Source organism: Curvibacter cyanobacteriorum, assembly GCF_028649475.1.
In the GTDB taxonomy this organism is placed as follows: Bacteria; Pseudomonadota; Gammaproteobacteria; order Burkholderiales; family Burkholderiaceae_C; genus Curvibacter; species Curvibacter cyanobacteriorum.
The window spans coordinates 424043-448617 of record NZ_JAQSIP010000001.1; the positions used below are offsets into that span (position 1 = coordinate 424043).

22 protein-coding genes are annotated in these 24575 nt (G+C 67.6%); 8 read left to right on the forward strand and 14 right to left on the reverse strand.

Translation table 11 applies throughout. The features are described from left to right. Nucleotides 1–49: 49 nt before the first annotated feature. Nucleotides 50–910, forward strand: coding sequence for an ion transporter (locus PSQ40_RS01845; protein WP_273948298.1), 861 nt, complete (start codon nucleotides 50–52; stop codon nucleotides 908–910). Nucleotides 911–988: 78 nt separating this feature from the next. On the opposite strand, the gene PSQ40_RS01850 is transcribed toward PSQ40_RS01845, so the two are convergent. From PSQ40_RS01850 to PSQ40_RS01870, 5 genes are read right to left on the reverse strand one after another with little or no spacing between them, the layout of a single operon-like run. Further along, nucleotides 989–1723 (reverse strand): amino acid ABC transporter ATP-binding protein, encoded by a 735-nt coding sequence (locus PSQ40_RS01850; protein ID WP_273948300.1) that lies wholly within the window; start codon nucleotides 1721–1723, stop codon nucleotides 989–991. Further along, entirely contained in the window at nucleotides 1710–2360 is a 651-nt protein-coding gene (locus PSQ40_RS01855) for an amino acid ABC transporter permease (protein WP_273948301.1), read from the reverse strand. Before PSQ40_RS01855 ends, PSQ40_RS01850 begins: the two co-directional genes overlap by 14 nt. Nucleotides 2361–2362: 2 nt before the next feature. Next, entirely contained in the window at nucleotides 2363–3037 is a 675-nt protein-coding gene (locus PSQ40_RS01860) for an amino acid ABC transporter permease (protein ID WP_273948302.1), read from the reverse strand. 30 nt (nucleotides 3038–3067) lie between these two features. Beyond that, on the reverse strand, nucleotides 3068–3868 hold the full coding sequence (locus PSQ40_RS01865; RefSeq protein ID WP_273948303.1) for a transporter substrate-binding domain-containing protein: 801 nt from the start codon (nucleotides 3866–3868) through the stop codon (nucleotides 3068–3070). Next, nucleotides 3865–4635: a GntR family transcriptional regulator gene (locus PSQ40_RS01870; protein WP_273948305.1), complete on the reverse strand. Its 771-nt coding sequence runs from the start codon at nucleotides 4633–4635 to the stop codon at nucleotides 3865–3867. The genes PSQ40_RS01865 and PSQ40_RS01870 overlap by 4 nt, the downstream gene beginning before the upstream one ends. A gap of 584 nt (nucleotides 4636–5219) precedes the next feature. Between PSQ40_RS01870 and PSQ40_RS01875 the strand changes: the two genes are divergently transcribed. The 6 genes from PSQ40_RS01875 to PSQ40_RS01900 all read left to right on the forward strand — a co-directional run bounded on the left by PSQ40_RS01875 (nucleotide 5220) and on the right by PSQ40_RS01900 (nucleotide 9159). Beyond that, complete coding sequence (locus PSQ40_RS01875) at nucleotides 5220–5996, forward strand: glycine zipper 2TM domain-containing protein (protein ID WP_273948306.1); 777 nt, start codon at nucleotides 5220–5222, stop codon at nucleotides 5994–5996. A 59-nt stretch (nucleotides 5997–6055) separates the two neighbouring features. Beyond that, nucleotides 6056–6442 (forward strand): hypothetical protein, encoded by a 387-nt coding sequence (locus PSQ40_RS01880; protein ID WP_273948307.1) that lies wholly within the window; start codon nucleotides 6056–6058, stop codon nucleotides 6440–6442. 174 nt (nucleotides 6443–6616) lie between these two features. Next, nucleotides 6617–7375 (forward strand): 2OG-Fe dioxygenase family protein, encoded by a 759-nt coding sequence (locus PSQ40_RS01885; RefSeq protein ID WP_273948310.1) that lies wholly within the window; start codon nucleotides 6617–6619, stop codon nucleotides 7373–7375. Nucleotides 7376–7515: 140 nt separating this feature from the next. Beyond that, nucleotides 7516–7953: a universal stress protein gene (locus PSQ40_RS01890; RefSeq protein WP_273948311.1), complete on the forward strand. Its 438-nt coding sequence runs from the start codon at nucleotides 7516–7518 to the stop codon at nucleotides 7951–7953. Between the two features lie 157 nt (nucleotides 7954–8110). After that, on the forward strand, nucleotides 8111–8950 hold the full coding sequence (locus PSQ40_RS01895) for a DUF2189 domain-containing protein (RefSeq protein ID WP_273948313.1): 840 nt from the start codon (nucleotides 8111–8113) through the stop codon (nucleotides 8948–8950). Next, nucleotides 8950–9159 carry a DUF2788 domain-containing protein gene (locus tag PSQ40_RS01900; RefSeq protein WP_409338532.1) on the forward strand — a complete coding sequence of 70 codons (210 nt, stop codon included), beginning with the start codon at nucleotides 8950–8952 and terminating at the stop codon, nucleotides 9157–9159. The genes PSQ40_RS01895 and PSQ40_RS01900 overlap by 1 nt, the downstream gene beginning before the upstream one ends. A gap of 224 nt (nucleotides 9160–9383) precedes the next feature. On the opposite strand, the gene bktB is transcribed toward PSQ40_RS01900, so the two are convergent. The 9 genes from bktB to PSQ40_RS01945 form a co-directional block, all read right to left on the reverse strand. After that, complete coding sequence (bktB, locus tag PSQ40_RS01905; RefSeq protein ID WP_273948315.1) at nucleotides 9384–10568, reverse strand: beta-ketothiolase BktB; 1185 nt, start codon at nucleotides 10566–10568, stop codon at nucleotides 9384–9386. Between the two features lie 158 nt (nucleotides 10569–10726). Continuing rightward, nucleotides 10727–11485: an SDR family NAD(P)-dependent oxidoreductase gene (locus PSQ40_RS01910; protein ID WP_273948317.1), complete on the reverse strand. Its 759-nt coding sequence runs from the start codon at nucleotides 11483–11485 to the stop codon at nucleotides 10727–10729. Nucleotides 11486–11624: 139 nt separating this feature from the next. After that, on the reverse strand, nucleotides 11625–12548 hold the full coding sequence (locus tag PSQ40_RS01915; protein WP_337961813.1) for an RluA family pseudouridine synthase: 924 nt from the start codon (nucleotides 12546–12548) through the stop codon (nucleotides 11625–11627). Between the two features lie 28 nt (nucleotides 12549–12576). After that, complete coding sequence (locus tag PSQ40_RS01920; RefSeq protein ID WP_273948318.1) at nucleotides 12577–14712, reverse strand: PAS domain-containing hybrid sensor histidine kinase/response regulator; 2136 nt, start codon at nucleotides 14710–14712, stop codon at nucleotides 12577–12579. 78 nt (nucleotides 14713–14790) lie between these two features. Beyond that, nucleotides 14791–15471: a glutaredoxin family protein gene (locus PSQ40_RS01925; RefSeq protein ID WP_273948321.1), complete on the reverse strand. Its 681-nt coding sequence runs from the start codon at nucleotides 15469–15471 to the stop codon at nucleotides 14791–14793. A 40-nt stretch (nucleotides 15472–15511) separates the two neighbouring features. Further along, entirely contained in the window at nucleotides 15512–17533 is a 2022-nt protein-coding gene (locus PSQ40_RS01930) for a M3 family metallopeptidase (RefSeq protein ID WP_273948323.1), read from the reverse strand. A gap of 31 nt (nucleotides 17534–17564) precedes the next feature. Further along, entirely contained in the window at nucleotides 17565–18422 is an 858-nt protein-coding gene (gene folD, locus PSQ40_RS01935; RefSeq protein ID WP_273948324.1) for a bifunctional methylenetetrahydrofolate dehydrogenase/methenyltetrahydrofolate cyclohydrolase FolD, read from the reverse strand. Nucleotides 18423–18510: 88 nt separating this feature from the next. Then, nucleotides 18511–19137, reverse strand: a complete 627-nt coding sequence (locus tag PSQ40_RS01940) for a response regulator transcription factor (RefSeq protein WP_273948326.1) — start codon at nucleotides 19135–19137, stop codon at nucleotides 18511–18513. Nucleotides 19138–19140: 3 nt separating this feature from the next. Beyond that, a complete protein-coding gene (locus PSQ40_RS01945; protein WP_273948328.1) occupies nucleotides 19141–21687 on the reverse strand; it encodes a PAS domain S-box protein in 2547 nt (848 codons plus the stop codon). A 171-nt stretch (nucleotides 21688–21858) separates the two neighbouring features. On the opposite strand from PSQ40_RS01945, the gene aceE reads away from it, so the two are divergent. After that, complete coding sequence (gene aceE / locus PSQ40_RS01950; protein WP_273948329.1) at nucleotides 21859–24573, forward strand: pyruvate dehydrogenase (acetyl-transferring), homodimeric type; 2715 nt, start codon at nucleotides 21859–21861, stop codon at nucleotides 24571–24573. Nucleotides 24574–24575 lie beyond the last annotated feature (2 nt).

A 24575-nucleotide genomic window follows, 5' to 3' on the forward strand; every position in this document is an offset into this window, starting at 1 on the left:
GCCTGAGCGGGGCCGCGGTGGGCGGGCAGGGCGCCTCTAAACTGTCGCCATGACGCGCTCACCCTCCCCATCGTCCGCCCCGCAGCACGCGCTCAGCCCCTGGCGCGAGCGCCTGTTCCGCATCATCTTTGAGGCCGACACGCCGGCCGGCCGCTACTTTGACTACGCGCTGTTCGGCCTGATCGTGCTCAGCGTGGGCGTGGTGCTGGCCGACAGCGTGCAGTCGCTGCGCCTGGCCCATGGTGGCGTGTTCAACCAGCTGGAGTGGTTTTTCACGGCCCTGTTCACCCTCGAGTACATCGCGCGCCTGGTCTGTGTGCGCCACCCCTGGCGCTATGCCACCAGCTTCTTCGGCGTGGTGGACCTGCTGGCGCTGCTGCCCACGTACCTGGCGCTTTTTGTGCCCGAGTTGCACCTGCTGATCGACGTGCGGGTGATGCGGCTTTTGCGCGTGTTCCGCATCTTCAAGTTGTCGGCTTACGTCAGCGAGTACCAATCGCTGGGCCGTGCGCTGGTCGCCACCCGGCGCAAGATCCTGATTTTCTTGTCGGTGGTGATGATGATCGTGCTGGTGGTGGGCACCGTCATGCACCTGGTGGAAGGGGCTGAAAACGGCTTCAGCAGCATCCCGACCTCGATGTACTGGGCCATCACCACCATGACCACGGTGGGCTTTGGCGACATCACGCCCAAGACCGATCTGGGGCGCTTCATCTCCTCGGCCATGATGCTGCTGGGCTGGGGCACCCTGGCCGTGCCGACTGGCATCGTGAGCTCGGAGATGGCGCAGCAGCGGCGCGATTCGCTGCCGCCCCCCACCACCCGGCGTTGCCACGAGTGCCTGACCGAAGGCCACCTGATGGAGGCGCGCTTTTGCCTGCATTGCGGCGCCGAACTGCCGCCGCCCTGAGGGCCAGGGGCTGAGCCCCGAGGTCCAAGGTCCAAGCCACCGCGATGGTGACCTGGTGCCCGCCGGGCCCCGGGGGATTCAGTTGTGCAGCGAGGACAAGAACTGCTGCAACTCGGGCGTCTGGGGATGGCCGAACAGTTCGCTCGGCGGGCCCATTTCGTGCACCCGGCCCTGGTGCATGAAGATCACGCGGTCGCTGACCTTGCGCGCAAAGCCCATCTCGTGCGTCACCATCAGCAAGGTCATGCCTTCGTCGGCCAGGCTTTCGACCACCCGCAGCACCTCGCCCACCAACTCGGGGTCCAGCGCCGAGGTGATCTCGTCGCACAGCAGCACGCGCGGCTCCATGGCCAGGGCACGTGCGATGGCCACGCGCTGCTGCTGGCCGCCCGAGAGCTGCTCGGGCATGGCGTCGAACTTCTCCGCCAGGCCCACGCGTTGCAGCAGCTGGCGCGCCTGGGCTTCGGCGGCCTGGGCGTTCTTGTGCTTGACCAGCGTCGGGGCCAGCATGATGTTGCGTCCCACGCTCAGGTGCGGGAACAGGTTGAAGCCCTGGAAGATCATGCCCACTTGCTGGCGCAGTTCGCGCATCGCGACTGGGCTCTCGTGCAGCAGGGGCTTGCCGTTCACGACCAGGCCCCCTTCCTGGAACACCTCGAGGCCGTTGATGCAGCGCAGCAGGGTGCTTTTGCCCGAGCCGCTCTTGCCGATGATGGCGATCACCTCACCGGCTTCGACCCGCAGGTCGATGCCTTTGAGCACTTCGTGGCTGCCATACGATTTGCGCAGGGCGGCAATGTCAACGATGGCCATGGAGTTTCCTTTCAAGCCGCTGTGCCACCAGGCTCACGGGGAAGCACAGCAAAAAATACATCAGTGCCACACAGGCGTAGACCAGGAAGGGCTGGTAGGTCGCGTTGGAGATCATGCTTCCCGCCTTGGTCAGCTCAACAAAGCCGATCACCGAGGCCAGGGCCGTGCCCTTGATCACCTGCACCAGAAAGCCCACGGTGGGCGGCACCGCGATGCGCAGCGCCTGCGGCAGCACCACATGGCGCAGTTGCTCGCCAAAGCTCAGGGCCAGGCTTTGGGCCGCTTCCCATTGCCCCTTGGGGATGGCGGCCACGCAGCCGCGCCAGATTTCGGTCAGGTAGGCGCTGGTGTAGAGCGTCAGGGCCACGGCCGCGGCGGTCCACGGCGTGGTCTTGATGCCCAGCAGGGCCAGCCCGAAGTAGGTCAGGAACAGCTGCATCAGCAGGGGCGTGCCCTGGAACAGCTGCACATAGCCGCCAATCAGGGTCTGGGTGCCACGCCAGCCGCTGAGGCGCAACACCAGCAGGCCCAGGCCCGCCAGCCCACCGCCGACGAAGGCCAGCAGCGACAGGCCCACGGTCCAGCGCGCGGCCAGCATCAGGTTGCGCAGGATGTCCCACAGAGAAAAATCAACCATGGTCAGTGTCCGAAAAGAAAGCGCTGGCCCAGCCAGTTCAACAGCCGGCGCGCCAGGATCGACAGACCCAGGTACAACGCCGTGGCCACGATGAAGGCTTCAAACGCGCGGAAGTTGCGGCTTTGAATCAGGTTGGCGGCGTAGCTCAGCTCCGGCGTGGAGATTTGCCCGCAGACGGCCGACCCCAGCATCACGATGATGATTTGACTGACCATCGCGGGCCACACCTTGCGCAGCGCTGGCGGTAGCACCACGCGGCGGAACGTCTGCCCCGGCGTCAATGCGAGGCTCTGGGCGGCTTCGATCTGTCCCTTGGGGGTGGCTTCGAGGCCGGCGCGGATGATCTCGGCCGAGTAGGCGCCGAGGTTGATCACCATCGCCAGCACCGAGGCCACCTCGGGGCTGAGCTTGACGCCCAGCGCGGGCAGGCCGAAGAACAGGAAGAACAACTGCACGATGAACGGCGTGTTGCGCATCAGTTCCACGTAGCTGGCCACGGCCAGCCGCAGCGCGGCCGGGCGGTGGCCCAGGTTGCGGGCCCGCACCCAGGCGCAGGCCGTGCCCAGCAGCAGCCCGAGCACGGTGCCGACCACCGTCAGGCCCAGGGTCCAGGCCACCCCGCGCAGCAGCAGCGGCCAGTCGGCCAGCACGGCCGGGAAGTCGAGTTCGATCAGCATGGCGTCTGGCCGGTGCGGGTCGTTCGGGGCTTACTGCGGCAGGTCGCCGGTGGGGCGGCCCAGCCAGCGTTGCGACATCTTGTCGAGGTCACCGGACTTCTTGGCCTCGGCGATGATCTCGTTGACCTTCAGGCGCAGCTTGTCTTCGCCCTTGGCCACGCCGATGAAGTTGGGGCTGTCCTTGAGCAGCAGCTTGTACTCGGTGGCCAGGTTGGGGTTCTTCTGCATGATGGTGCCGGCGGTCGAGGCGCTGGTCGCGATCGCTTGCGTCTGGCCCGAGACAAAGGCCGAGATGGTGGCCGCGTGGTCCTCGAAGCGCTTCACGTCGACGCCAGCCGGGGCCACCTTGGCCAGTTCCTGGTCTTCCATGGCGCCGCGGGTCACGCCCACCGATTTGCCCGCCAGGTCGGCGAAGCTCTTGATGGCCACGCTCTTGCTGGCAAACACGGCCTGGAAGAACGGCGAATAGGCCGCCGTGAAGTCGATCACCTTCTCGCGCTCGGGGTTCTTGCCCAGGGTCGAGATCACCAGGTCCACCTTCTGGGTTTGCAGGTAGGGGATGCGGTTGGCGCTGGTCACCGGCACCAGCTCGACCTTGGCGCCGAGCTTGGTGGCGATGTAGTTGGCCATGTCAATGTCCAGGCCCTGGGGCTTGAGGTCGGTGCCGACAAAGCCATAGGGCGGGTAGTCGGTCGGGATGGCGATCTTGATTTCACGGCTCTTGAGCACGTTGTCCAGCGCGTTCTGGGCCAGCACGGGGCTGCTCAGGCAGCAGGCCAGGCTGGCGGCGCCGAGCAGGCTCAGGGTGATGCGACGGTTGAAACGGGTCATAGCAAGGCTCCAAGGTAGGTGGAAGGGATCTCAGGGACAGAATCCGGCGCGGCAGCGCCGGGGGCGGGGGAAACGGAAGCGGGGTCCGAGGCCTTGGCCACGGGCGACAGCGCCTGGCGCAGGTGCTCCAGCGGGTCGCTGCTGGCGACCGGCTTGAGCGCGGCTTGGACGGTGCCGATGTGCTCGGCCATCAGGGTCTCGGCCAGCGCGATGTCGCCGGCCTCCAGGGCGGCCACGATGCGCACATGGTCGGCGCAGGACTGGGCGGCGTCGTGGGAGGACTGGTAGAGCATGGCGATCAGCGTGGTGCGGGCCGTGAAGTCGCGCAGCGTGTCGGCCAGCAAGGCGTTGCCCAGGCACTCGGCCAGGCAGACATGGAAGTCGCCCAGCAGAAAGCTGCGGGCGCCCACGTCCGAGCCGGCCAGTGCCGCTTGCTCGCGCGCCAGGTGCTGTTTGAGTTGCGCCATGGCGCCAGGCTCGACGCGGCGGTCCTTGAACTGGTGCAACAGACCCAGTTCGATCACGCGGCGGGCTTCGAAGGCTTCGCGCGCTTCGTCTTCGGACGGCTCAATCACGTACCAGCCGCGGCGCGCGCTGACGGTGACGATGCCGCGCGTGGCCAGGCGGGTCAGGGCTTCGCGCACGATGGTGCGGCTGCAATCAAACAGCAGGGCCAGTTGCTGCTCACCCAGGCGCGCGCCCGGGGGCAGTTTCTGGGCCATCACGGCTTCCATGATGCGATCGCTGATGTCGGTGGCGGTGGTCATTGCCCAAGACACAGCACGATCCGTGCCACTGGTATACAAGTCCTGCGAATCAGCGATTGCAGTGTTTGTGCACCAGATTGGGATGCGGGGCTGGGCGGGGGGGCTCGCGCCGGTGCGGGCTGCGCTGGCTTGGTGCAGCCAGGGAGCTGGTGGACCCGGGTCACCCCGGGTTGGCCGTGATCGGCCGGTCCGGCGGGCGCGGCGTCAGGCGCCGTCTTCAGGGGCCATGGGATGGGGTTGGGGTGATGGGGGCCCAGGTGTGCTGAGCGGCGAGCCGCGCGGCGGTTCGGCTCAGCCCGGGGCCTGAACCCGCTGGACAGAGGCCGGTGGGGCGGTAAATTTGTATCAATCTGCAAACATAGTTGTGACTTTTGGCTTGGTTTTGCGGCCGTCGAGGCAGACGGTGATTGTCATTTTTTCAATAATGACAAGCGGTTGCGTTCGATGAGTGAACGCAATTGATGCAAGTGCCTCTGCTACATCTTGTGCGGCCCCAAAGGCTTTTTTCGCGCACATTGCAGGCAGAGACGCCGGCCAGGGGAGGGCCCCTGCGTGTGGCGCGTCTGATGGGGAGCTTGACCACCATGAAAACCAATGCTTTGACTTCTTTGGCTGTCCACGCCCACCCGCCGGCTTGGCTGGACCGCATGCGCCACAGCCGTTCGCTGTGGCCGCTGGTGATGTCCCTGGGCCTGATCACGCTGGCGCTGGCGGGCACGCTGGCGTGGCAGTACGCCGAACAGCGCTCGCCGGTCAACGGCGCGGCGGTGGCGGGCGGGGGGCTGCCCGCCACGGCGGAGGCCCCACTGGACCCGAACAGCTTGCCTGCGACCGGCGCCGGCCAGGTCAGTGCCCCCCCGAGCACGGCCGACAGCCCAGTGCGGGCCCCGGCCGCGCCCAGCCCGGTGGTGGCGGCGCCAGTGACACCGCGGACCGCGACCAGCCCGTCGGCAACCCCCACCCCAACGTCTGACCACTCGCCCACCCATACGCCGGTCAGCATGGCCCCGGTGTGCCGCCACTGCGGCACGGTGGAGCAGGTGCGGGCGGTGCAGCGCAACGCGCCGGCGTCGGGCGTGGGCGCGGTGGCCGGTGGTGTGCTGGGCGGCCTGCTGGGCAACCAGATGGGGGGCGGCAATGGGCGCACCGCGATGACCGTGCTCGGCGCGGTCGGTGGCGGCGTGGCGGGCCACGCGGTGGAGCAGAACCTGCGCAAGGTCACGGTGTACGAGACCCGGGTCCGCATGGACGATGGCCAGGTGCGCACCTTCGAGCAGTCCACGGCCTGGCCCGTGGGCAGCGCCGTGCGGGTGCAAGGGCAGTCGCTGCTGGCCCAGGCCCCGAGCGGGGTCGCCCCGTGAGGGCTGGGGCGGGTCGCGTCCGGCGCTGGCGCCTTCCCCTGGCCTGGGGTGGTTGGGCGGTGCTGGCCTGGTGTGCCCTCGGCGGGGCCGGGGGGGCACAGGCGCAAGCCGCGTTCTCGCCCGGGGTGTATGGGCGGGTCCAACCGGAGGCCGACGCACCACCGCCGCCGGTGCTCAACGCGCGGCCGGTGCAGGTGCGTTCGCACGGCACCCACCGGCCCGGCCCGGTGTTGTATTTGCATGTGCCGGCGGCCGAGGCCCGGCACTGGGCGCAGCATTGCGCCCGCCACCAGGCGTGTTCGGCGCAGGTGTTTTTTGTCGATGGCGAACGCTGGGCCACCTTGCGGCGCCAGGCCCGGTGGGTCAGCACCGAGGGGCCACTGGCGCCCGGTGCCGAGGCGGCCGACCCCCTGGCGCCATCGCGCACGGCGCCCCCTGGCGATTGAGGCTGGTCCTGCTGGGGGCGGGACCGGCCCGGTGAGCGCGTCACGCCGCCGGTGTGCTGGGCCAGGGAGGCGCTTGTGCCAGATCAAACCGAGGTCGCTGCCCCCTGGTGCCAGGCGGGTCTCCGCGCCAGGCTCGTCCGGGCGGGGCTTGGCTGGCGTTAAGCTGTCAACCTTATGACCACCGCTACTTTTGCCCCCCCTTCGGTGCCGCCGGAACAGGTGCCCCAACAGCTGCGCCAGCGCGGTTATGCCGTCATGACGGCCGAGGACGTGGCCCGCTGGGCCGCTTGCGATCTGGCCGACCTGCAGGCCCTGATTCCCACCTGGGAAGGCCTGCCGCCGGACAATTACCTCAAGGACGGCGGGCGTTACCGCCGGCGCCGCCACAGCTGTTTTGTGGTGACGGGCGCCGAGGTGCAGCAGGTGCCGCACCGGGCCCACTGGCAACCGCTGGAATACAACGCCCTGCACGGCGGCATGGAGCGCTGGTTCGAGCCCCTGGCCGAGCCCACCGTGGGCTCGCCCGCGTGGGCGCCCCTGTTGACCGCGGTGGCGCAGGCCGCGGCCACGCTGCGCCGCCCGCCCGGTGAGCCGGCCCAGCCCTGGTTCATCGAGGCGCACCAGTTCCGCATCGACACCACCGACGGCATTGGTCGGCCCACGCCCGAGGGCGCACACCGCGATGGGGTGGACCTGGTGGCGGTGTTCATGATCGCCCGCGAGGGCATCAAGGGCGGCGAAACCCGGGTGTTCGAGGCCGAAGGCCCCAATGGCCAGCGTTTCACGCTGACCCAGCCGTGGTCGCTGTTGCTGCTGGACGACGAAAGCGTCATCCACGAGTCCACGCCGATCCAGCCAGTGCACCCGGGGGGCTACCGTGACACCTTGGTGCTGACTTGCCGCGCAGGCGGTTTTCAGGGCCTGCCGGGCTGAGGCGCGGGGCCGGGCACGCCGGCTTGACCCTTTGACAGGCAGGAAGACGGGGTGCCCCGGCACCACCAGGATTTGATGCGTGTCAAATGGGTCGGGTGCTGCTGCAGGCACACTGGGTCCATTACCTACAGGAGAGATTCATGTTCAAGCACATTCTGATTCCCGTTGACGGTTCTGAGACCTCCACCCGTGCGCTGGACAAGGCGGTGGCCTTGGCCAAGGCCTTCCAGAGCGATGTGACGGCCATCTATGTCATTGATCCCTATCCCTTCTCGGGCGTGGGCGCCGACTTTGCCTATGGTCAGTCGCAGTACCTGGGGGCCGCCACGGCCGAAGCCAATGCCGCACTGGACGCCGCCCGCAGCACGCTGGAAGCCGCAGGCCTGCCGGTCAAGACCACGGTGGTCGAGGCGCATGCGATCCACCGCGGCATCCTGGACACGGCTCAGAACCTGGGCACTGACCTGATCGTCATGGGTTCGCACGGCCGCCGCGGCATCGAAAAGCTGGTGCTGGGCAGCGTGGCGCAGAAGGTGCTGTCCGACGCCCACCTCGCGGTGCTGGTGGTGCGCGACTGAGTTCGGTGCCTGAGCGCCGGCGCCAAGCCGGGCGCTGCGGGTTTTTGGCCTCATGGTTGTCCCTAGTTGGGGCGGCTGTGCAGGCCAAAAGCCGTTTTCAGGGCCTAGCATGGGGGCACGATCTGCCACCCGTGCCGTGCCCCGGCCCCGCTTCACCATGACTGCCTCTTCAGATCCCACCCCCCTGATCCGGACCATCACCGTGATGCAGCCCCTGAGCTGGCTCGCGCTGGCCTGGCGCGACATGGCGCGCGCCGGCTGGGTCAGCTTCGCCCACGGGCTGGTGCTCACCCTGCTGGGGGGCCTGATCATGTGGGTGGCACACGACCGTTTCTGGTTGTTGGCGGGGGCGTTGTCGGGTTTCCTGGTGGTGGCGCCGGTGCTCGCCACCAGCCTGTACGCGCTGAGCCGTGCGCTGGAGCGTGGCGAGCGCCCCTCGCTGGGCCTGGTGTGGCGCACCTGGACCCGGTGGCAACAAGGCCATGTCGACAAGTGGTCCAGCCCCTACTGGTGCCTGGTGCAGTTTGGGGTCCTGCTGGCCCTGGCCGCGACCGGCTGGGTGCTCACGTCGGCGGCCCTGATCACTTTGCTGGCACCGGTGCCGGTGCACACCCCGATCGATTTCCTGCGCGTGGTGGTGGCCTCGCCCGACGGCTGGCTGTTTGAGCTCTGGCTGGCCCTCGGGGCCTTGCTGGCAGCCCCGATTTTTGCGTCCAGCGTGGTGTCGATTCCGCTCTTGCTGGACCGCCGCATCACCTTGATGCAAGCGGTGCTGACCAGTTGGCGCACCGTGCTCGACAACCCGATCCCGATGGCGGTGTGGGCAGCGCTGATCGCTGGCTTCACCCTGCTGGGCTTGGGCTCCTTCTTACTGGGCCTGATCGCGGTCATGCCCATGTTGGGCCATGCCAGTTGGCACGCTTACCGCGACTTGGTGGATGCCTCTGCCTTGCCGCTGCGTGACGAAGCCGTGGCCCCTGTTCAGGTCCGTTCGTGATGTTTGATTTTTCGGAAGAGCAGATCTCCGCCTTTGGCCTCACCTTCGGGGTGGGCGGCTTCATGCTCTACATGGTGTTCATCATTGCCCAGCTGGCCTGGGAGTCCAAGGCCGGCCGCTTCGGCACCTTTGTGCTGTTCCTGGGCCTGGGCCTGGGGATGGTGGGCTTTGTCGCCAAGTTCGCCATCCAGTGGCTGATCAGCAAGTAGGCCACCCGTCGCCGGTCAGGGCTTGACCCGGCCATCACAGCACCAGCAGCCCTGGCCGCGCTGAGGCGCCTGTCGCACGCATCGCTCCGGCTGCGCCCCAGCAGCGGCTGGGTCGCCAGGCCTGCCGCCCCAGGCCTGGAGCCGCCATCTCCCCATGAAAAAGGACGCCCGAGGGCGTCCCAAGTGCCCCGGTCGACGCCGGGGCGGGCGGGGCTTGCGCGCTGTCAGACCCGTTCAAAGATGGCGGCAATGCCTTGGCCGCCGCCGATGCACATGGTGACCAGCGCGTAGCGGCCTTGAATGCGTTGCAGTTCATACAGCGCCTTGACGGTGATCACCGCGCCGGTGGCGCCGATCGGGTGGCCCAGCGAGATGCCCGAACCGTTGGGGTTGACCTTGGCCGGGTCCAGGCCCAGGTCACGCGTGACGGCGCAGGCCTGGGCGGCGAAGGCCTCATTGGCTTCGATGACGTCGAGGTCGTTGACCGTCAGGCCGGTTTTCTTGAGGGCCAGTTGCGTGGCGGGCACCGGGCCAATGCCCATGTACTTGGGGTCCACGCCGGCGTGGGCGTAGGCCACCAGGCGCGCCAGGGGTTGCAGGCCACGGGCCTTGGCCGTGCCCGCTTCCATCAGCACCACGGCGGCGGCAGCGTCGTTGATGCCCGAGGCATTGCCTGCGGTGACAGTGCCGTTTTCCTTGATGAACACCGGCTTGAGCTTGTCCATGTCGGCCAGGCTGGCGCCGGGGCGGAAGTGTTCGTCGGTGTCGTAGGCGACCTCACCCTTGCGGCTCTTGAGCATCACCGGGGTGATCTGCTCCTTGAAGTAGCCGGCAGCCGTGGCGCGCTCGGCGCGGTTGTGGCTCTCCACGGCCAGGGCGTCCTGGTCGGCGCGGGTGATGCCCCACTTGGCGGCGATGTTCTCGGCCGTCACACCCATGTGGATGGTGTGGAAGGGGTCGTGCAGGGCGCCGACCATCATGTCCACCAGCTTGGTGTCGCCCATGCGGGCGCCGAAGCGGGTGGCCAGGCTGGCGTAGGGCGCGCGGCTCATGTTCTCGGCGCCGCCGCCGATCGCGATGTCGGCGTCACCCAGCAAAATGGCCTGGCTGGCCGACACGATGGCCTGCAGGCCCGAGCCGCACAGGCGGTTGACGTTGAACGCGGGCGTGCCTTCGCCGCAGCCGCCTTCGATGGCGGCCACGCGCGACAGGTACATGTCGCGCGGCTCGGTGTTGACGACATGACCGAACACCACATGGCCGACGTCGGCGCCATCGACCTGGGCGCGCTTGAGCGATTCGCGCACCACCTGTGCCCCCAGGGCGGTGGGCGGGATGTCTTTGAGGCTGCCGCCAAAAGTACCGATGGCGGTGCGCACACCGCTGACCACAACAACTTCACGGGCCATGTCTTGTCTCCTGTCTGGAACAGAGTGGGGGTTGAACTGAGGGCGTCCATCTTAGCGACGGACCCTGACAGCCGACGGACACCGAGGCGACCACGCGCGCCGGGTGGCGCGGAGGTGCTTGGTGCGGGGGGCAGTGCGGTGCGGGGCCGCGGGGGCGCTCAGGCGTCGCGCACGTCGGCGACGGGGTTCTGGCCAAAATCAGCGCGGTCCAGCCAGGCCAGCACGCGGCGGGCGGCCTCGTCGGCCGAGGTCAGCTGGCCATTCGCCTTGAGGGCCGCAAAGTTGCCCTGGTCCGGGAAAGCCTCGACGCTGGTGCCGCGCAACTGGGCTTGCATGTCGGTGTCGATCACGCCGGGGGCCAGCGAGCAGATCTGGGCGCCGTTTGGCTTTTGCGCTTCGTCCAGCGCCACGCAGCGGCTGAAATGGTCCAGCCCGGCCTTGGCCGCGCAGTACGAGGCCTGCGACGCCATCGGGCGTCGGCCCAGGCCCGAGGAGATGTTGAGGATCTGCCGCTTGGCGCGCCAGCCTTCGGTGGTGTTCAGGAAGCTCGCGCTGAGTTGCATCGGGGCCTCCAGCCCCACGCGCAGGGCCCAGGCCACGTCCACCGCCGGGGTGGCCGACAGCGGCGCGATCGGCGGGATGACCCCCGCGTTGTTGATCAGCACCGCGCGGTCAAACTGCCGCGGGTCCAGGGTGGTCAGCCACAGGCCCAACTCGTGGGCCACGGCGTTGCCGTCGGCCAGGTCCATGGCCCATTGGATCAAGGGAATGCCTTGCGCAGTCGCCGCGGTGTCCAGCACCGGGTTGGGCTGGCGCGACAGGGTGAGCAAGGTGTTGCCGGGTTGCAGCAGTTGCTGGGCCATGGCCAAGCCCATGCCGCGCGAGGCACCGGTGATGATGTAGAGCGAGGTGGTCATCCCCCCATGCTAGCGCGGGCGCTGAAAAATGGACACTTTGTTGCCGATTGGTGCCAGTTTGCAACACTGTGGCGGCGTTGGCGGGTGGCTCGCCGTGGGCCTTCCGGGGCAGGCTGCTGGCCGGCCTGGGCGGCACGCGTCAGAACGGCACCGGGCTTTCGATGAACAGGGCTTGCCCGCTTTCGGGGTGTGGCAGCAGGATCTGGGTGGCGTGCAGCAACAGGCGCGGCGCGCGGGGCGTGGCGACGGGACCGCCGTACAGCCGGTCGCCCAGCATTGGGTGGCCCAGCGCCTGCAGGTGCACCCGCAACTGGTGTGAGCGTCCCGTGAACGGCTCCAGCAGCACGCGGGAGGTTTGGGCCACCGGGTCCACCGCCAGCAGGTGCCAGTGGGTCTGGCTGGGGCGGCCCGTGGCCGCATCCACCGTGTGCAGGGGGCGGCGCTCCCAGTCGAGCGCAATGGGCAGGTCGATCAGGCCCCAATCGCCGTCGGGCGGGGTCAGGCAGCCCTGCACCACGGCCACATAGCGTTTGTCGATCTGGCGCAGTTCGAAGCTGCGGTTGAGGCGGCGCTGCGCTTCGGGGCCACGCGCCATGACGATGACGCCCGAGGTGTCCAGGTCCAGCCGGTGCACCACGCGCGCCTCCGGGAACAGGGCCTGGGCGCGGGCCGACAGGCAGTCCTGCTTGTCCTCGCCCTTGCCGGGCACCGAGTGCATGCCCGCAGGCTTGTCGAACGCCAGCACCGATTCGTCTTCGTACAGGCACACCAGCGGCCCGGCGGGGCTCAGCAGGGTCCGGGCTGGGGGCAGGGCGGGGCCCGACAGCCAACGCTGGCGGGGTGCCGTGACCACCACCGGCGCGGGCCTCGCGGCGGCGGCCTGGGCGGCGCGCTCGCGGCGTGCGGCGCGGCCGGTCAGGGCCGGGCGATCGGTCGGCGCCTGGGGGCCCGAGGCCACCCGCGACCTGGTGGCTTTGGAGGGGGCCGCTGACGGGGTGTCCGAAGGGGCGGTGGACGGCTGGACTTGCGGGGCCGGGGCCCCGCGCAGGTGAAAAGTGACCATGGCAAAAAAAGCGGCGGTGCAGCGGCCGCTAGGCGGGCGGCAGGGGGGCCGCGGGGGAACGGTTCGGGGCGGGCGCGGGGCCGGCCATCAACAGGCGCTGCACGGTGGTGCAGAGTTCTTCGACGTCGTTGGGCTTGTGGATCAGGGCGCGCGCGCCCTCGGCCAGGGCGCTGCGCTCGATGTCGGTGGTCACGTAGCCCGAGGCCAGCGCCACCGGCAGGTCCGGCCGGATCTGGCGCACCACGCGCAGCAGGTCCACGCCCGAGAAGCCGGGCATGTTGTAGTCGGTCACCAGCAGGTCGCAGGCTTGCGGATCGGCACGCAGGGTTTCGGCGGCCTGGTGCGGGTCGGTGAAGGTGGTGACGCGGTAGCCGCGGCGGCGCAGCAGGCGCTCCACCAGGAACACCAAAGCGGTGTCGTCATCGACGTAGAACACATGGTAGGGCGCCTGGCCTTCGGCGGGCGCTGGGGCGAGCGCGGGGGCCGGGGCCGGTTCGGGCACCGGGGCGCTGAGCGGGTTGGCAGCCGCGCTGAGGGCCGGGAAATACAAGGAGAAGGTGCTGCCCACGCCGGGCACGCTTTGCACGTCGGCGGCGCCATCGTGGGTGCGCATCACGCCGTGCACCACCGCCAGGCCCAGGCCGGTGCCCTGGCCCACGGGCTTGGTGGTGAAGAAGGGCTCGAAGATGCGCTCCATGGTCGCCGCATCCATGCCCTGACCGCTGTCTTGCACGCTCAGGCGCACATAGGTGCCGGCCTGCAGGCCCAGGCGTTCGCGTTTGCGCACGTCGGGCTCCAGGGCTTGCAGCTGGATGTCGACCGAGCCGCGCGCGTTGCCAATCGCATGAATCGCGTTGGTGCAAAGGTTGAGCAAGGCCTGCTCGACCTGGGTGGCGTCGGCCAGCACCGGGGGCACGTGCGGCGCCAGGTGCAGGCGCAGTGCGATGCCCGGAGGCAAGGTGACGTGTAACAGGCGTTCGGTTTCGTTGACCACCTCGGCCAGCGACAGGGGCTGCCGTTTGGGGGCCTCGTTGCGGCTGAAGGTCAGGATCTGGCGCACCAGCTCGCGCGCCCGGCGACCGGCCTTGTCGATCTCCTGCAGGCTGACCAGCGCGGGAGAGTCGGGGCTCAGGTCGCCCCGGGCCAGCTCGACGTTGCCCAGGATGGCGCCCAGGATGTTGTTGAAGTCGTGCGCAATGCCGCCCGCCATGGTGCCCACGGCCTGCATTTTTTGCGACTCGCGCAGCTGGGCTTCCAGCACCTCGCGCTGCGCTTCGGCCTTTTTGCGGGCCGTCAGGTCGCGTGCGAACACGGTGGTGGTCTCGCCTTCGTTGTGGCGCTCCACCGACACGCTGACCTCGACCGACAGCTCCTTGCCGCTCGCGGTGCGCGCGGTCAACTCGCCCAGCAAGGCCTGGGTCGAGACCTGCATGAAGGCCAGCGCCTCGTTGGCGTTGGGCAGAAAGCGCTCCAGCGGGCTGCCCAGGGCGTCCGAGGCCGAGCACTGGAACAGCGCGGCCGCCGTGGGGTTGAAGACGGTGATGCGCTGGCGCTTGTCGACGCAGATGATCGCGTCCAGCGCCGAATTGATGACCGCCTCGAGGCGGCGCTCGCCGGCATAGAGCTGTTCGTTGCGCTCTTGCAGCACGTTGGCGCTGTGCTGCAGCGCCTGACGTTCGGCCAGCAACGGGCCCTGGTCGATCACGGCGCAGATGTACTGCACCAGCGGCTCGGCGCCTTCCTGGTGGGTTTCGAGGCGGCGCACATGCAGGTCGCCCGTGAGCTGGCCGCTGTCGCCGATCGCAAACACCACCTCGGTGGCTTCGGCCTGGCCCTCACGCTGTGCCAGCGCCAGGGCTTGCTGCACCTTGCCGACCTGGTCCTCGCGCACAAAGGGCATCAGCGAGATCAGGGGGCGGTCGGCCTCGGTGGGCTGAAAGCGGCGGTGGGCCATCGAGTTGGCCTGCACCACCATGTCGTGCTCGTCGACCACCATCAAGGGCAGGGGCACGCTGGAGAACAGGGTCTCAAAGCGCTCCGAGGCGCTCTCGGCGTTGGCCTGGCTGTAGCGCAGGATCTTGTTCTGGCTCTCCAGCTCGGCCACCCGCCGGGTCAGCAGGTCGGTCAGGCTCGGCTCGGAAGGGGGGCTGGTGGGGGCGGTCATGGGAGAGCGGTGGACGCGACGTCACAGTGTAAGTCGGGCCGCAGGTGGGACCGAGCGGCCCGGGCCAGCTCGGCCCAGTCAGAACCGGATGCCTGCCGGGTTGCTGGGGCTGTTGCGCTGCGGCACCACGGGCAGGTCGGCCGGCTTGCGTTCGCTGGCCGCGGCGGCGGGCGTGGGGGCCGCGGGCGCCTCGGCCGGGGCCAGCGCCACCGGGGGCGGGCGGCGGTAGGCCGGGGGCAGGGCGGCTTGGCGGGGGTAGCCCGCGGCGTCGAGGTAGGTCGACCACTCGGACTCCTGCAGGCCCTTGAGCACCTGGCTCCCAATCGACAGCGAGGGCACGGTGTCGCCACCACTGAGCTTTTTGAGGGCTTCGACGTCGGCCTTGGTGGTGACGGTTTTCTCCGTGAACGGGATGCCGCGGCGGATCAGCACCTGGCGGGCTTCCTCGCACAGGCTGCAGTCGCGTGTGGTGTAGACCGTCACCGGGTACTGGTTGGCCACCTGGCGCAGCTCGCTGGGCAGGGCGCTGTTGGCATCGCTGGTGCCGCCGAGCTGGCGCACCGGTGCGGCCTTGTCGCTGGGCTTTTCAGGCGGGCGGTCGGAGAACGTCACCTTGCCGTCAGGCCCCACGATGCGGTACACCTGCTGCGCCTGCAGTGTGGCCAGCGGCAGCAGGCCCAGGCCCAAGGCCACGGCACACCAGCGCAGCGCAGGCCCCGCCGCGCGGGGAAGGGAGGTCAGCGGTTGGAAGGACTTCATGGGCAGGTTCCAGAACGCGGGAGACCGCAGGGGCCCCGACTCAGTTCATGCCCTGGTGGCGCAGCAGCGCCTCCAGGCTGGGCTCGCGACCGCGGAAAGCCTTGAACGACTCCATCGCCGGGCGGCTGCCGCCGGCTTCCAGGATCGATTGGCGGTAGCGGCGACCCGTTTCGGGGTTGTGGCTGCCATCGGCCAGCGGGGTTTCCTCAAAGGCGGCATAGGCGTCGGCGCTCAGCACTTCGGCCCACTTGTAGCTGTAGTAGCCGGCAGCGTAACCGCCCGCGAAGATGTGGCTGAAGGTGTGTGCGGTGCGGCTGAACGGCGGCGGTTGCAGCAGCGCGACCTCGGCGCGCACCGCCGCCTGCACCTGCATGAAGGTGTCGGGCGCGTCGGCGCGGGTGTGCAGTTCCATGTCGAACAGCGCAAACTCGAGCTGGCGCAGGGTGCCCAGGCCGCTTTGGTAGTTCTTGCCGGCGATCATTTTGTCGAACAGCGCGCGCGGCAGCGGTTCGCCGGTGTCCACATGGGCGGTCATGTGGCGCAGCACGTCCCATTCCCAGCAGAAGTTTTCCATGAACTGGCTGGGCAGCTCGACCGCGTCCCATTCGACGCCGCTGATGCCCGAGACATCGCGCTCGTTGACCTGGGTCAGCAAGTGGTGCAGGCCGTGGCCGAACTCGTGGAACAGGGTGATGACGTCGTCGTGCGTCAGCAGTGCTGGCTTGTCGCCGACGCCGGCGGCAAAGTTGCACACCAGGTGGGCCACCGGGGTTTGCAGCTGGCCGGTGTCGGGGCGCAGCCAGCGCGCGCGCACATCGTCCATCCAGGCGCCGCCGCGCTTGCCGGTGCGCGCGGGTTGGTCGAGGTAGAACTGGCCGACCAACTGGCCGCCGCGCTCGATGCGGTAGAACTCGACCGCCGGGTGCCAGACCGGGGCCTGGTCGCGGTGGATGCTGACCTCGAACAAGGTTTCGATGATCTTGAACAGGCCACCCAACACCTTGGGTGCGGTGAAGTACTCCTTGACCTCCTGCTCGCTGAAGGCGTAGCGGGCTTCCTTGAGCTTTTCGCCGATGTACGGCCAGTCCCAGGGTTGCGGGTCGGCCAGGCCGAGCTCGGCGGCCGCAAAGGCGCGCATGTCGGCCACGTCTTTTTCAGCGTAGGGGCGGGCCTTGCGTCCGAGGTCGCGCAGGAAGTCGGTGACCTGCTGGGGCGACTGGGCCATCTTGGGCACCAGCGAGACCTCGCCGAAGTTCTGGTAGCCGAGCAGCTGGGCTTCTTCGTGGCGCAGGGCCAGGATCTCGCGGATCAGCGGCGTGTTGTCAAAGCGCGGATCGCCGAGTTCGCTGGCGCGCGTGACGTAGGCGGTGTAGAGCTTCTCGCGCAGCGCGCTGCTGTGCGCGTACTGCATCACCGGCAGGTAGCTGGGCATCTTCAGCGTCAGCTTGTAGCCGGCCTTGCCTTCAGCCTCGGCGGCCTGCCGGGCGGCCTGCACCACGTCGGCGGGCACGCCGGCGAGTTCGTCTTCGGTGGCGTAGTAGCTGAAGGCGTCGGTGGCGTCGAGCGCGTTCTCGCTGAACTTCTGGGTCACCTCGGCGTGGCGCTCCTGGATCTGCGCGAAGCGTTCACGTGCGGCACCCTGCAGCTCGGCACCCGACAGCACAAAGTTGCGCACCGCGTTGAGGTGGGCCTGTGCTTGTTCCGAGGTCAGTGTGGCGGGGTCGATGGCCTTGTACTTGGCGTACAGGCGTTCGTCGGCGCCCAGGCGGGTCCAGAACTCGGTGACACGGGGCAGGGCCTCATTGTAGGCGGCCCGCAGCTCGGGCGTGTCGGCCACGGAGTTCAGGTGGCTGATCGCGCCCCAGGCGCGGCCCAGGCGCTCGGTGGACACATCGAGCACGCGGGCGATGGCTTGCCAATCGGCTGCAAAGCTGGGGGCAGTGACGGTTTCCAGGGCCTGGTCGGCTTCGGCCAGCAGCACGTCCATGGCCGGGGCCACATGCTCAGGTCGGATTTGGTCGAACAGGGGAAGGCCGGTGAAATCGAGAAGTGGATTGCTCATGCTTTGGATGTTGGCGCCGGGTGGTCGGTCTTCAAGCCCCTGCTGCAGCCCGTTCAGCAGCTTCGAGGGTGTTGACAAGCAACATGGTAATGGTCATCGGGCCGACACCGCCGGGCACCGGCGTGATGTGGCTGGCGACCTGGCGCACGCCGTCGAAATCGACGTCGCCGCACAGCTTGCCTTCGTCATTGCGGTTCATGCCCACGTCCAGCACCACGGCGCCGGGCTTGACCATGTCGGCGGTCAGCACATTGCGCTTGCCCACGGCGGCGACGATCACGTCGGCCTGCAGCGTCTGGGCCTTGAGGTCCTGGGTGGCGCTGTGGCAGATGGTCACGGTGGCGTTCTTTTGCAGCAGCATCAGGGCCATCGGCTTGCCGACGATGTTGCTGCGCCCGATCACCACGGCGTGCTTGCCCTTGAGGTCGTAGCCGATGGATTCGAGCATCTTCATGCAGCCGTAGGGCGTGCAGGGCCAGAAGCCGGGCATGCCGGTCATCAGGGCGCCGGCGCTGGCGATGTGGAAGCCGTCCACGTCCTTGAGCGGCGAGATGGCTTCGATGACTTTCTGGGCGTCGATGTGCGCGGGCAGGGGCAGCTGCACCAGGATGCCGTGGATGCTGGGGTCGTTGTTCAGGGCCTCGACGCGGGCCAGCAGGTCGGCCTCGCTCATGTCGGCGGCGTATTTTTCGAGCACCGAGTGCAGGCCGCTGTCTTCGCAGGCCTTGACCTTGTTGCGCACGTACACCTGACTGGCCGGGTTGTCACCCACCAGCACCACCGCCAGGCCGGGCGTCACGCCGCGGGCCTGGAGGGCGCTGGCGCGCTGGGCGACTTCGGTGCGCAGTTGCTTGGAGAGGGCGTTGCCGTCGATGAGTTGGGCGGTCATGGTGTTTGGATTTTCAAGTAAAAACGCCCGCTGCGGGTGATCCCAAGCGGGCGAAGTGGGCTATGACGTTGATAGCAAAAATGCGGGATCAGGCTTTCGGGGCGTTCTGTCCCAGCGCAATCTTGAGCAGGTCGGCCACGGTGTTGGCGTTGAGCTTTTCCATGATGTTGGCGCGGTGCGCCTCGACCGTCTTGATGCTGATGCCCAGGTCGTCGGCGATTTGCTTGTTGAGGCGGCCGGCCACGATGCGTTCGAGCACCTGGGCTTCACGCGAGGTCAGCTTGGACAGCAGCGCATCGCGGCTGGCGGCTTGCTGGTACTCGCTGAACGCGCCCTTGGCGTGTTCGAGCATGCGCTCGACCAGGCTCAGCAGTTCTTCTTCCTTGAAGGGCTTCTGGATGAAGTCCATGGCGCCCTTCTTCATGGTGTTGACGGCCATGGGCACGTCGCCGTGGCCGGTGATGAAGACGATGGGCAGCGGCGAGCGGCGTTCCAGCAGGCGGTCTTGCAGCTCCAGACCCGTCATGCCACCCATGCGGATGTCGACGATCAGGCAGGCGACTTCGCGCGGGTCGTAACGGCTCAGAAAGGCTTCGGCGGATTCAAAGCAGCGAACCCGGTAATCCTTGCCCTCCAGCAACCATTGCAGGGAATCACGGACGGCTTCGTCGTCATCGACGACATACACAGTGCCCTTCTTCGGAATCAAACTCATGCGTTACCCCAGGATCCTTGTCTGTTCGGCAGAACTTGTGGCGCTTTCAAGCGGCTGTTGTGTCACGGGCAGCCAGAAGGAGAACCGGCAGCCTGTGATGTCGGCGCCATTGTAGAGGTTCTCGGCCTCCATCCGGCCGCTGTGCGACTCGATGATGGAGCGGCACAGGTTCAGCCCGATGCCCATGCCTTCGACCTTGGTCGAGAAGAACGCTTCATAGAGCCGCTCCATCACTTCGGGGGCCAGGCCCCCCCCGGTGTCGACGACCGAAAACTCCACCGCGTTGAGCCCGTCCACCTGGCGCGGCACCACGCGCAGCTCGACGCTGCGGCGCGGCGGCGGGCGGTTGGCAGCGTCGATCGATTCGGACGCGTTCTTCATCAGGTTGACCAGCACCTGCTCGATCAGGATCGGGTCGACCACCAGGCGCGGCAGGCGCGCGGCCACGTAATAGCTCAGGCGCACGCTGCGGCGGCGCAGTTCGATCTCGGCCAGCTCGACCGCTTCGCTGACCATCTCGGTCACGTCTGACAGCGTGCGGTTGGGCTCGCTGCGCTTCACGAAGGAGCGGATGCGCTGGATGATCTGGCCCGCGCGCTGGGCCTGCTTGGAGGTCTTCTCCAGCGCGGTCAGCAAGGCCTCCTCGGTGATCTGCTGGTCGCGGATGCGCGACAGCATGCCATTGCAGTAGTTGTTGATGGCGGTCAAGGGCTGGTTCAGCTCGTGCGCCACGCTGGACGCCATCTCGCCCATGGTGATCAGGCGGCTGGCGGTCTGGGCCCGCTCGGCCTGGGCCGCAGCCTGCTCCTCGGCCTGGCGACGCGGCGTGATGTCGGTGGCGATCACCATCTGCGCCAGGCGCCCGTCGACCCAGTTCAGGTAGCGCGATCGCACTTCGAGCCATTTGCCGAGCTCGGGCACAAAGATCTCGGCGTTCTCGGTCTGTGCCGCGGTCAGCGACTCGGTGGGCAGACCGGCCAGGCCGTCCACATCGTCGAGCGACTGCTCCTGGGTGCGCGTGGTGGGCACGCCGGCCTGGGCCACCAGGTGCAGGTGGCCACCCGTGTGGGCACCGAACCAGAGCCGGTAGAGCTTGTTGGCAAACAGCAGTTCCTCGCTGCCCAGCGGGGCCACCGACACCGAGGCGTCCAGCGCTTCCAGCACGATGGTGAAGCGCTCGTACGAGGCCGAGAGCTGCTCGCGGATGCGGTTGGGCTCGGTGATGTCGGTCATCGAGGTCATCCAGCCGGTTTGCTGGCCGTGGGCGTCCACCAGCGGCGACACATACAGGCGGGCGTCGAACAGCGCGCCGTTCTTGCGCTTGACCTTGACCTGGAAGCCCCCTTGGATGGTTTTGCCCGACAGCTCGTCGCGCAGGCGCGCCGACAGCGCCGCGTGGTCCTCTTCGGGCCAGTACGAGAACGGGGGCATCTGGCCGACCAGTTCCTGTTCGGTCCAGCCCGTCATCTGGCAGAAGGCCGCGTTCACGTAAGTGACCTTGCCATTCATGTCCATGGCGCGCATGCCGGTCAGGATGGAGTTCTCCATCGCGCGGCGGAAATTGGTCTCGGCCACCAGGGCTTCCTGGGCGCGCACGCGGCGCCGGGTGTGGCGCCAGTTGGCGATCAGCATCCAGGCCGTCATGGCGCTGAGCACGCCCACCAACCAGAACTGGCCGCTGCCGATCAGCCCCAGCGAGGTGCGGTAACCCTGGGCCCGCAGCAGCAGGCTGTTGCCGACCGGGGACACGGGCACTTCGAATTCATTGGCCTTGACGGCCCAGGGCAGCAACTGCGTGGCCTTGCTGCGCGGCGGTAGGGCCGACCCCGCCAGCACATGGCCTTGCGCGTCGACCAGGGCGACGGCGTACTTGGCCAGCACCTCGGTGGGGGCGCCATAGCGCAGCAGGCCGTCCACCGAGTACTCGCCGGCGATCACGCCGGCAAAGCGGCCCTGGTCGTTGAGCGGCACGTGCAGTTGCAGTTGGGCCCCGTCTTCGGCACTGCCGGATGGGGGCGAGTAGACCGGCTGCTGCAGGTCCTTGGTCAGGCTGAAGGTGGCTTCGGTTTCGCCCCGCTTGAGCACCTCGCCCACGCTCAGCAGTTGGGCGCCGGGCACGGTGGGGGCCGCGCGGGTGGCACGCACCCGGCCTTTTTCGTCGATCCAGCTGAGCATTTGCAGCTCGGGGTACTGGTTGATCAAACCGTCGGCGCGGGTGTTGAAGTCGTTGCGGTTGAGCTCGCGGTTCGACACGTCACGGGCCAGCCGCATGAGCTGTTCCTGGCGCTCCAGCAGGCGCAGGCGCAGGCGCTGCTGCGCGTACTCGACATCGCGTTTGACGGCTTCTTGTTCGCGCTCGATTTCTTCGGCGCGCAGGTACAGGATGGCGGCGGCAATGGCGGCCAGGAACAGCAGCACGGCCACCAGCGGGGCCAGCATGGCAAAGCGGTCTTGGCGGTTCGGCGACTGACGGCCCCACCAGCGTCGGGTCCACGCCACAGTGCGCCACGGGCCGCGCAGGCGAGGGGCGGCAGGTTCAGGGGTTTGCATGGCCCCAAGTGTAGGGGAGTGGCCCCTCGGTCAAGCCGTTCATCGGGTGTGCAGCGGCTTGCATTAGTTCACAATATGAAATGCATAAGCACCATTTGAAATATGAACTTTTTGTGCGACACTCGCCCGGTCAACCAATGTGACGTCAACCCCTTTAGCAGGAGACAAACCATGTCAGCCCAACCCGAGCACGTGCCCGGCATTGCTGCCAACCCGGCGCAAGACCTGGACAACCAAGAAACCCGCGAGTGGATGGACGCGCTCGCCGCGGTCATCGAGAGTGAAGGGCCTGAACGTGCCCACTTCCTGCTGGAACAACTGCTGGAGCACGCCCGCGAGCACAGCATCGACATGCCGTTCTCGGCCAACACCGGCTATGTGAATACCATCGAGCCGGACCAGGAAGAGCGTTGCCCCGGCAACATCGAAATCGAAGAGCGCCTGCGCGCCTACATGCGCTGGAACGCCATGGCCATGGTGGTCAAGGCCAACCGCCACCACCCGGTCGACGGTGGTGACCTGGGCGGCCACATTGGTTCGTTCGCTTCGCTGGCCCACATGTTCGGTGCCGGCTTCAACCACTTCTGGCACGCCGAGAGCGAGAACCACGGTGGCGACTGCCTCTACATCCAGGGGCACGTGTCGCCTGGCGTGTACGCCCGCGCCTACCTGGAAGGCCGCCTGACCGAAGAGCAGCTGCTGCACTTCCGCCAGGAAGTCGACGGCAAGGGCCTGTCGAGCTACCCGCACCCGAAGCTGATGCCCGAGTTCTGGCAGTTCCCGACCGTCTCGATGGGCCTGGGCCCGCTGATGGCCATCTACCAGGCCCGTTTCCTGAAGTACCTGCACGCCCGTGGCATTGCCAACACCGAAAACCGCAAGGTCTGGGTGTTCTGCGGCGACGGTGAAATGGACGAAGTCGAATCGCTGGGCGCCATCGGCCTGGCCGCGCGCGAAAAGCTCGACAACCTGATCTTCGTGGTCAACTGCAACCTGCAACGCCTGGACGGCCCGGTGCGCGGCAACGGCAAGATCATCCAGGAACTCGAAGGCGAGTTCCGCGGTGCCGGCTGGAACGTCATCAAGCTGCTGTGGGGCTCGGACTGGGATCCGCTGCTGGCCCGCGACAAGGACGGCGCGCTGCGCAAGGTCATGATGGAAACCCTGGACGGTGACTACCAGTCCTTCAAGGCCAACGACGGCGCCTACGTGCGCAAGAACTTCTTTGGCCGCGACCCGCGCACCCTGGAGATGGTCTCCAAGATGAGCGACGAGCAGATCTGGGCGCTGCGCCGCGGTGGCCACGACCCGCAAAAGGTCTACGCCGCCTACGCGGCCGCCGTCAAGCATAAGGGCGAGCCCACCGTGCTGCTGATCAAGACCGTCAAGGGCTTCGGCATGGGCAAGGCCGGTGAAGGCAAGAACAACGTTCACCAGACCAAGAAGCTGACCGACGAAGACATCAAGATCTTCCGCGACCGCTTCAACATCCCGATCCCGGACAGCGAACTGCCGAAGATCCCGTTCTACAAGCCGGCCGACGACACGCCGGAAATGAAGTACCTGCACGAGCGCCGCAAGGCCCTCGGGGGCTACCTGCCGCACCGCCGCACCAAGGCGGACGAGCAGTTCACCGTGCCGTCGCTCGACGTGTTCAAGTCGGTCATGGAACCCACGGCCGAAGGCCGTGAGATCTCGACCACCCAGGCCTATGTGCGTTTTCTGACCCAGCTGCTGCGCGACCAGGCCCTGGGCCCGCGCGTGGTGCCCATCCTGGTGGACGAAGCCCGGACCTTCGGCATGGAAGGCCTGTTCCGTCAGGTCGGCATCTACAACCCGGCGGGTCAGCAGTACACCCCGGTCGACAAGGACCAGGTCATGTACTACCGCGAGGACAAGGCCGGTCAGATCCTGCAGGAAGGCATCAACGAAGCCGGCGGCATGAGCAGCTGGATCGCGGCGGCGACGTCCTACAGCACCAGCAACCGCATCATGGTGCCGTTCTACGTCTACTACTCGATGTTCGGCTTCCAGCGCATCGGTGACCTGGCCTGGGCGGCCGGCGACATGCAAGCGCGTGGCTTCCTGCTGGGCGGCACCTCGGGTCGCACCACGCTGAACGGCGAAGGCCTGCAGCACGAAGACGGTCACAGCCACATCTTGGCCGGCACCATCCCGAACTGCATCAGCTACGACCCGACCTTCGCACACGAGGTCGGCGTCATCCTGCACCACGGCCTGAAGCGCATGGTCGAGAAGCAGGACAACGTCTTCTACTACCTGACGCTGCTGAACGAAAACTACGCCATGCCTGGCCTCACGCCCGGCACCGAAGAGCAGATCATCAAGGGCATGTACCTGTGCAAGGAAGGCGCCAAGCTGACCCCGCGCGTGCAATTGCTGGGCTCGGGCACCATCCTGCGCGAAAGCATTGCCGCCCAGGAACTGCTGGAGCAGGACTGGGGCGTGGCCGCCAACGTCTGGAGCTGCCCGAGCTTCAACGAGCTGGCCCGCGACGGTCAGGACGCCGAGCGTTTCAACCTGCTGCACCCGCTGGAAACCCCCAAGGTGCCGTTCGTGGCCCAACAACTGGCTGCCCATGGCGGCCCGGTGGTGGCTTCGACCGACTACATGAAGGCCTATGCCGAGCAGATCCGCTCCTTCATTCCGAAGGGCCGCACCTACAAGGTGCTGGGCACCGACGGCTTTGGCCGCAGCGATTTCCGTGGCAAGCTGCGCGAGCACTTCGAGGTGAACCGCCATTACATCGTGGTGGCAGCCCTCAAGGCGCTGAGCGAAGAAGGCACCGTGCCGGCCACCAAGGTGGCTGAGGCGATTGCCAAGTACGGCATCCAAGCCGACAAAATCAACCCGCTGTACGCCTGAAG

Excerpts from the sequence above, each read along its gene's own strand:
- PSQ40_RS01890 (WP_273948311.1), top strand. The coding sequence starts at position 7,516 with ATGTTCAAGCACATTCTGATTCCCGTTGACGGTTCTGAGACCTCCACC.
- bktB (WP_273948315.1), bottom strand. The coding sequence starts at position 10,568 with ATGGCCCGTGAAGTTGTTGTGGTCAGCGGTGTGCGCACCGCCATCGGT.
- aceE (WP_273948329.1), top strand. The coding sequence starts at position 21,859 with ATGTCAGCCCAACCCGAGCACGTGCCCGGCATTGCTGCCAACCCGGCG.
- PSQ40_RS01870 (WP_273948305.1), bottom strand. The coding sequence starts at position 4,635 with ATGACCACCGCCACCGACATCAGCGATCGCATCATGGAAGCCGTGATG.
- PSQ40_RS01860 (WP_273948302.1), bottom strand. The coding sequence starts at position 3,037 with ATGCTGATCGAACTCGACTTCCCGGCCGTGCTGGCCGACTGGCCGCTG.
- PSQ40_RS01920 (WP_273948318.1), bottom strand. The coding sequence starts at position 14,712 with ATGACCGCCCCCACCAGCCCCCCTTCCGAGCCGAGCCTGACCGACCTG.
- PSQ40_RS01865 (WP_273948303.1), bottom strand. The coding sequence starts at position 3,868 with ATGACCCGTTTCAACCGTCGCATCACCCTGAGCCTGCTCGGCGCCGCC.
- PSQ40_RS01940 (WP_273948326.1), bottom strand. The coding sequence starts at position 19,137 with ATGAGTTTGATTCCGAAGAAGGGCACTGTGTATGTCGTCGATGACGAC.
- PSQ40_RS01875 (WP_273948306.1), top strand. The coding sequence starts at position 5,220 with ATGAAAACCAATGCTTTGACTTCTTTGGCTGTCCACGCCCACCCGCCG.
- PSQ40_RS01855 (WP_273948301.1), bottom strand. The coding sequence starts at position 2,360 with ATGGTTGATTTTTCTCTGTGGGACATCCTGCGCAACCTGATGCTGGCC.
- PSQ40_RS01910 (WP_273948317.1), bottom strand. The coding sequence starts at position 11,485 with ATGACCACCTCGCTCTACATCATCACCGGTGCCTCGCGCGGCATGGGC.
- PSQ40_RS01845 (WP_273948298.1), top strand. The coding sequence starts at position 50 with ATGACGCGCTCACCCTCCCCATCGTCCGCCCCGCAGCACGCGCTCAGC.
- PSQ40_RS01885 (WP_273948310.1), top strand. The coding sequence starts at position 6,617 with ATGACCACCGCTACTTTTGCCCCCCCTTCGGTGCCGCCGGAACAGGTG.
- PSQ40_RS01930 (WP_273948323.1), bottom strand. The coding sequence starts at position 17,533 with ATGAGCAATCCACTTCTCGATTTCACCGGCCTTCCCCTGTTCGACCAA.
- PSQ40_RS01945 (WP_273948328.1), bottom strand. The coding sequence starts at position 21,687 with ATGCAAACCCCTGAACCTGCCGCCCCTCGCCTGCGCGGCCCGTGGCGC.
- folD (WP_273948324.1), bottom strand. The coding sequence starts at position 18,422 with ATGACCGCCCAACTCATCGACGGCAACGCCCTCTCCAAGCAACTGCGC.
- PSQ40_RS01915 (WP_337961813.1), bottom strand. The coding sequence starts at position 12,548 with ATGGTCACTTTTCACCTGCGCGGGGCCCCGGCCCCGCAAGTCCAGCCG.
- PSQ40_RS01895 (WP_273948313.1), top strand. The coding sequence starts at position 8,111 with ATGACTGCCTCTTCAGATCCCACCCCCCTGATCCGGACCATCACCGTG.
- PSQ40_RS01900 (WP_409338532.1), top strand. The coding sequence starts at position 8,950 with ATGTTTGATTTTTCGGAAGAGCAGATCTCCGCCTTTGGCCTCACCTTC.
- PSQ40_RS01925 (WP_273948321.1), bottom strand. The coding sequence starts at position 15,471 with ATGAAGTCCTTCCAACCGCTGACCTCCCTTCCCCGCGCGGCGGGGCCT.
- PSQ40_RS01850 (WP_273948300.1), bottom strand. The coding sequence starts at position 1,723 with ATGGCCATCGTTGACATTGCCGCCCTGCGCAAATCGTATGGCAGCCAC.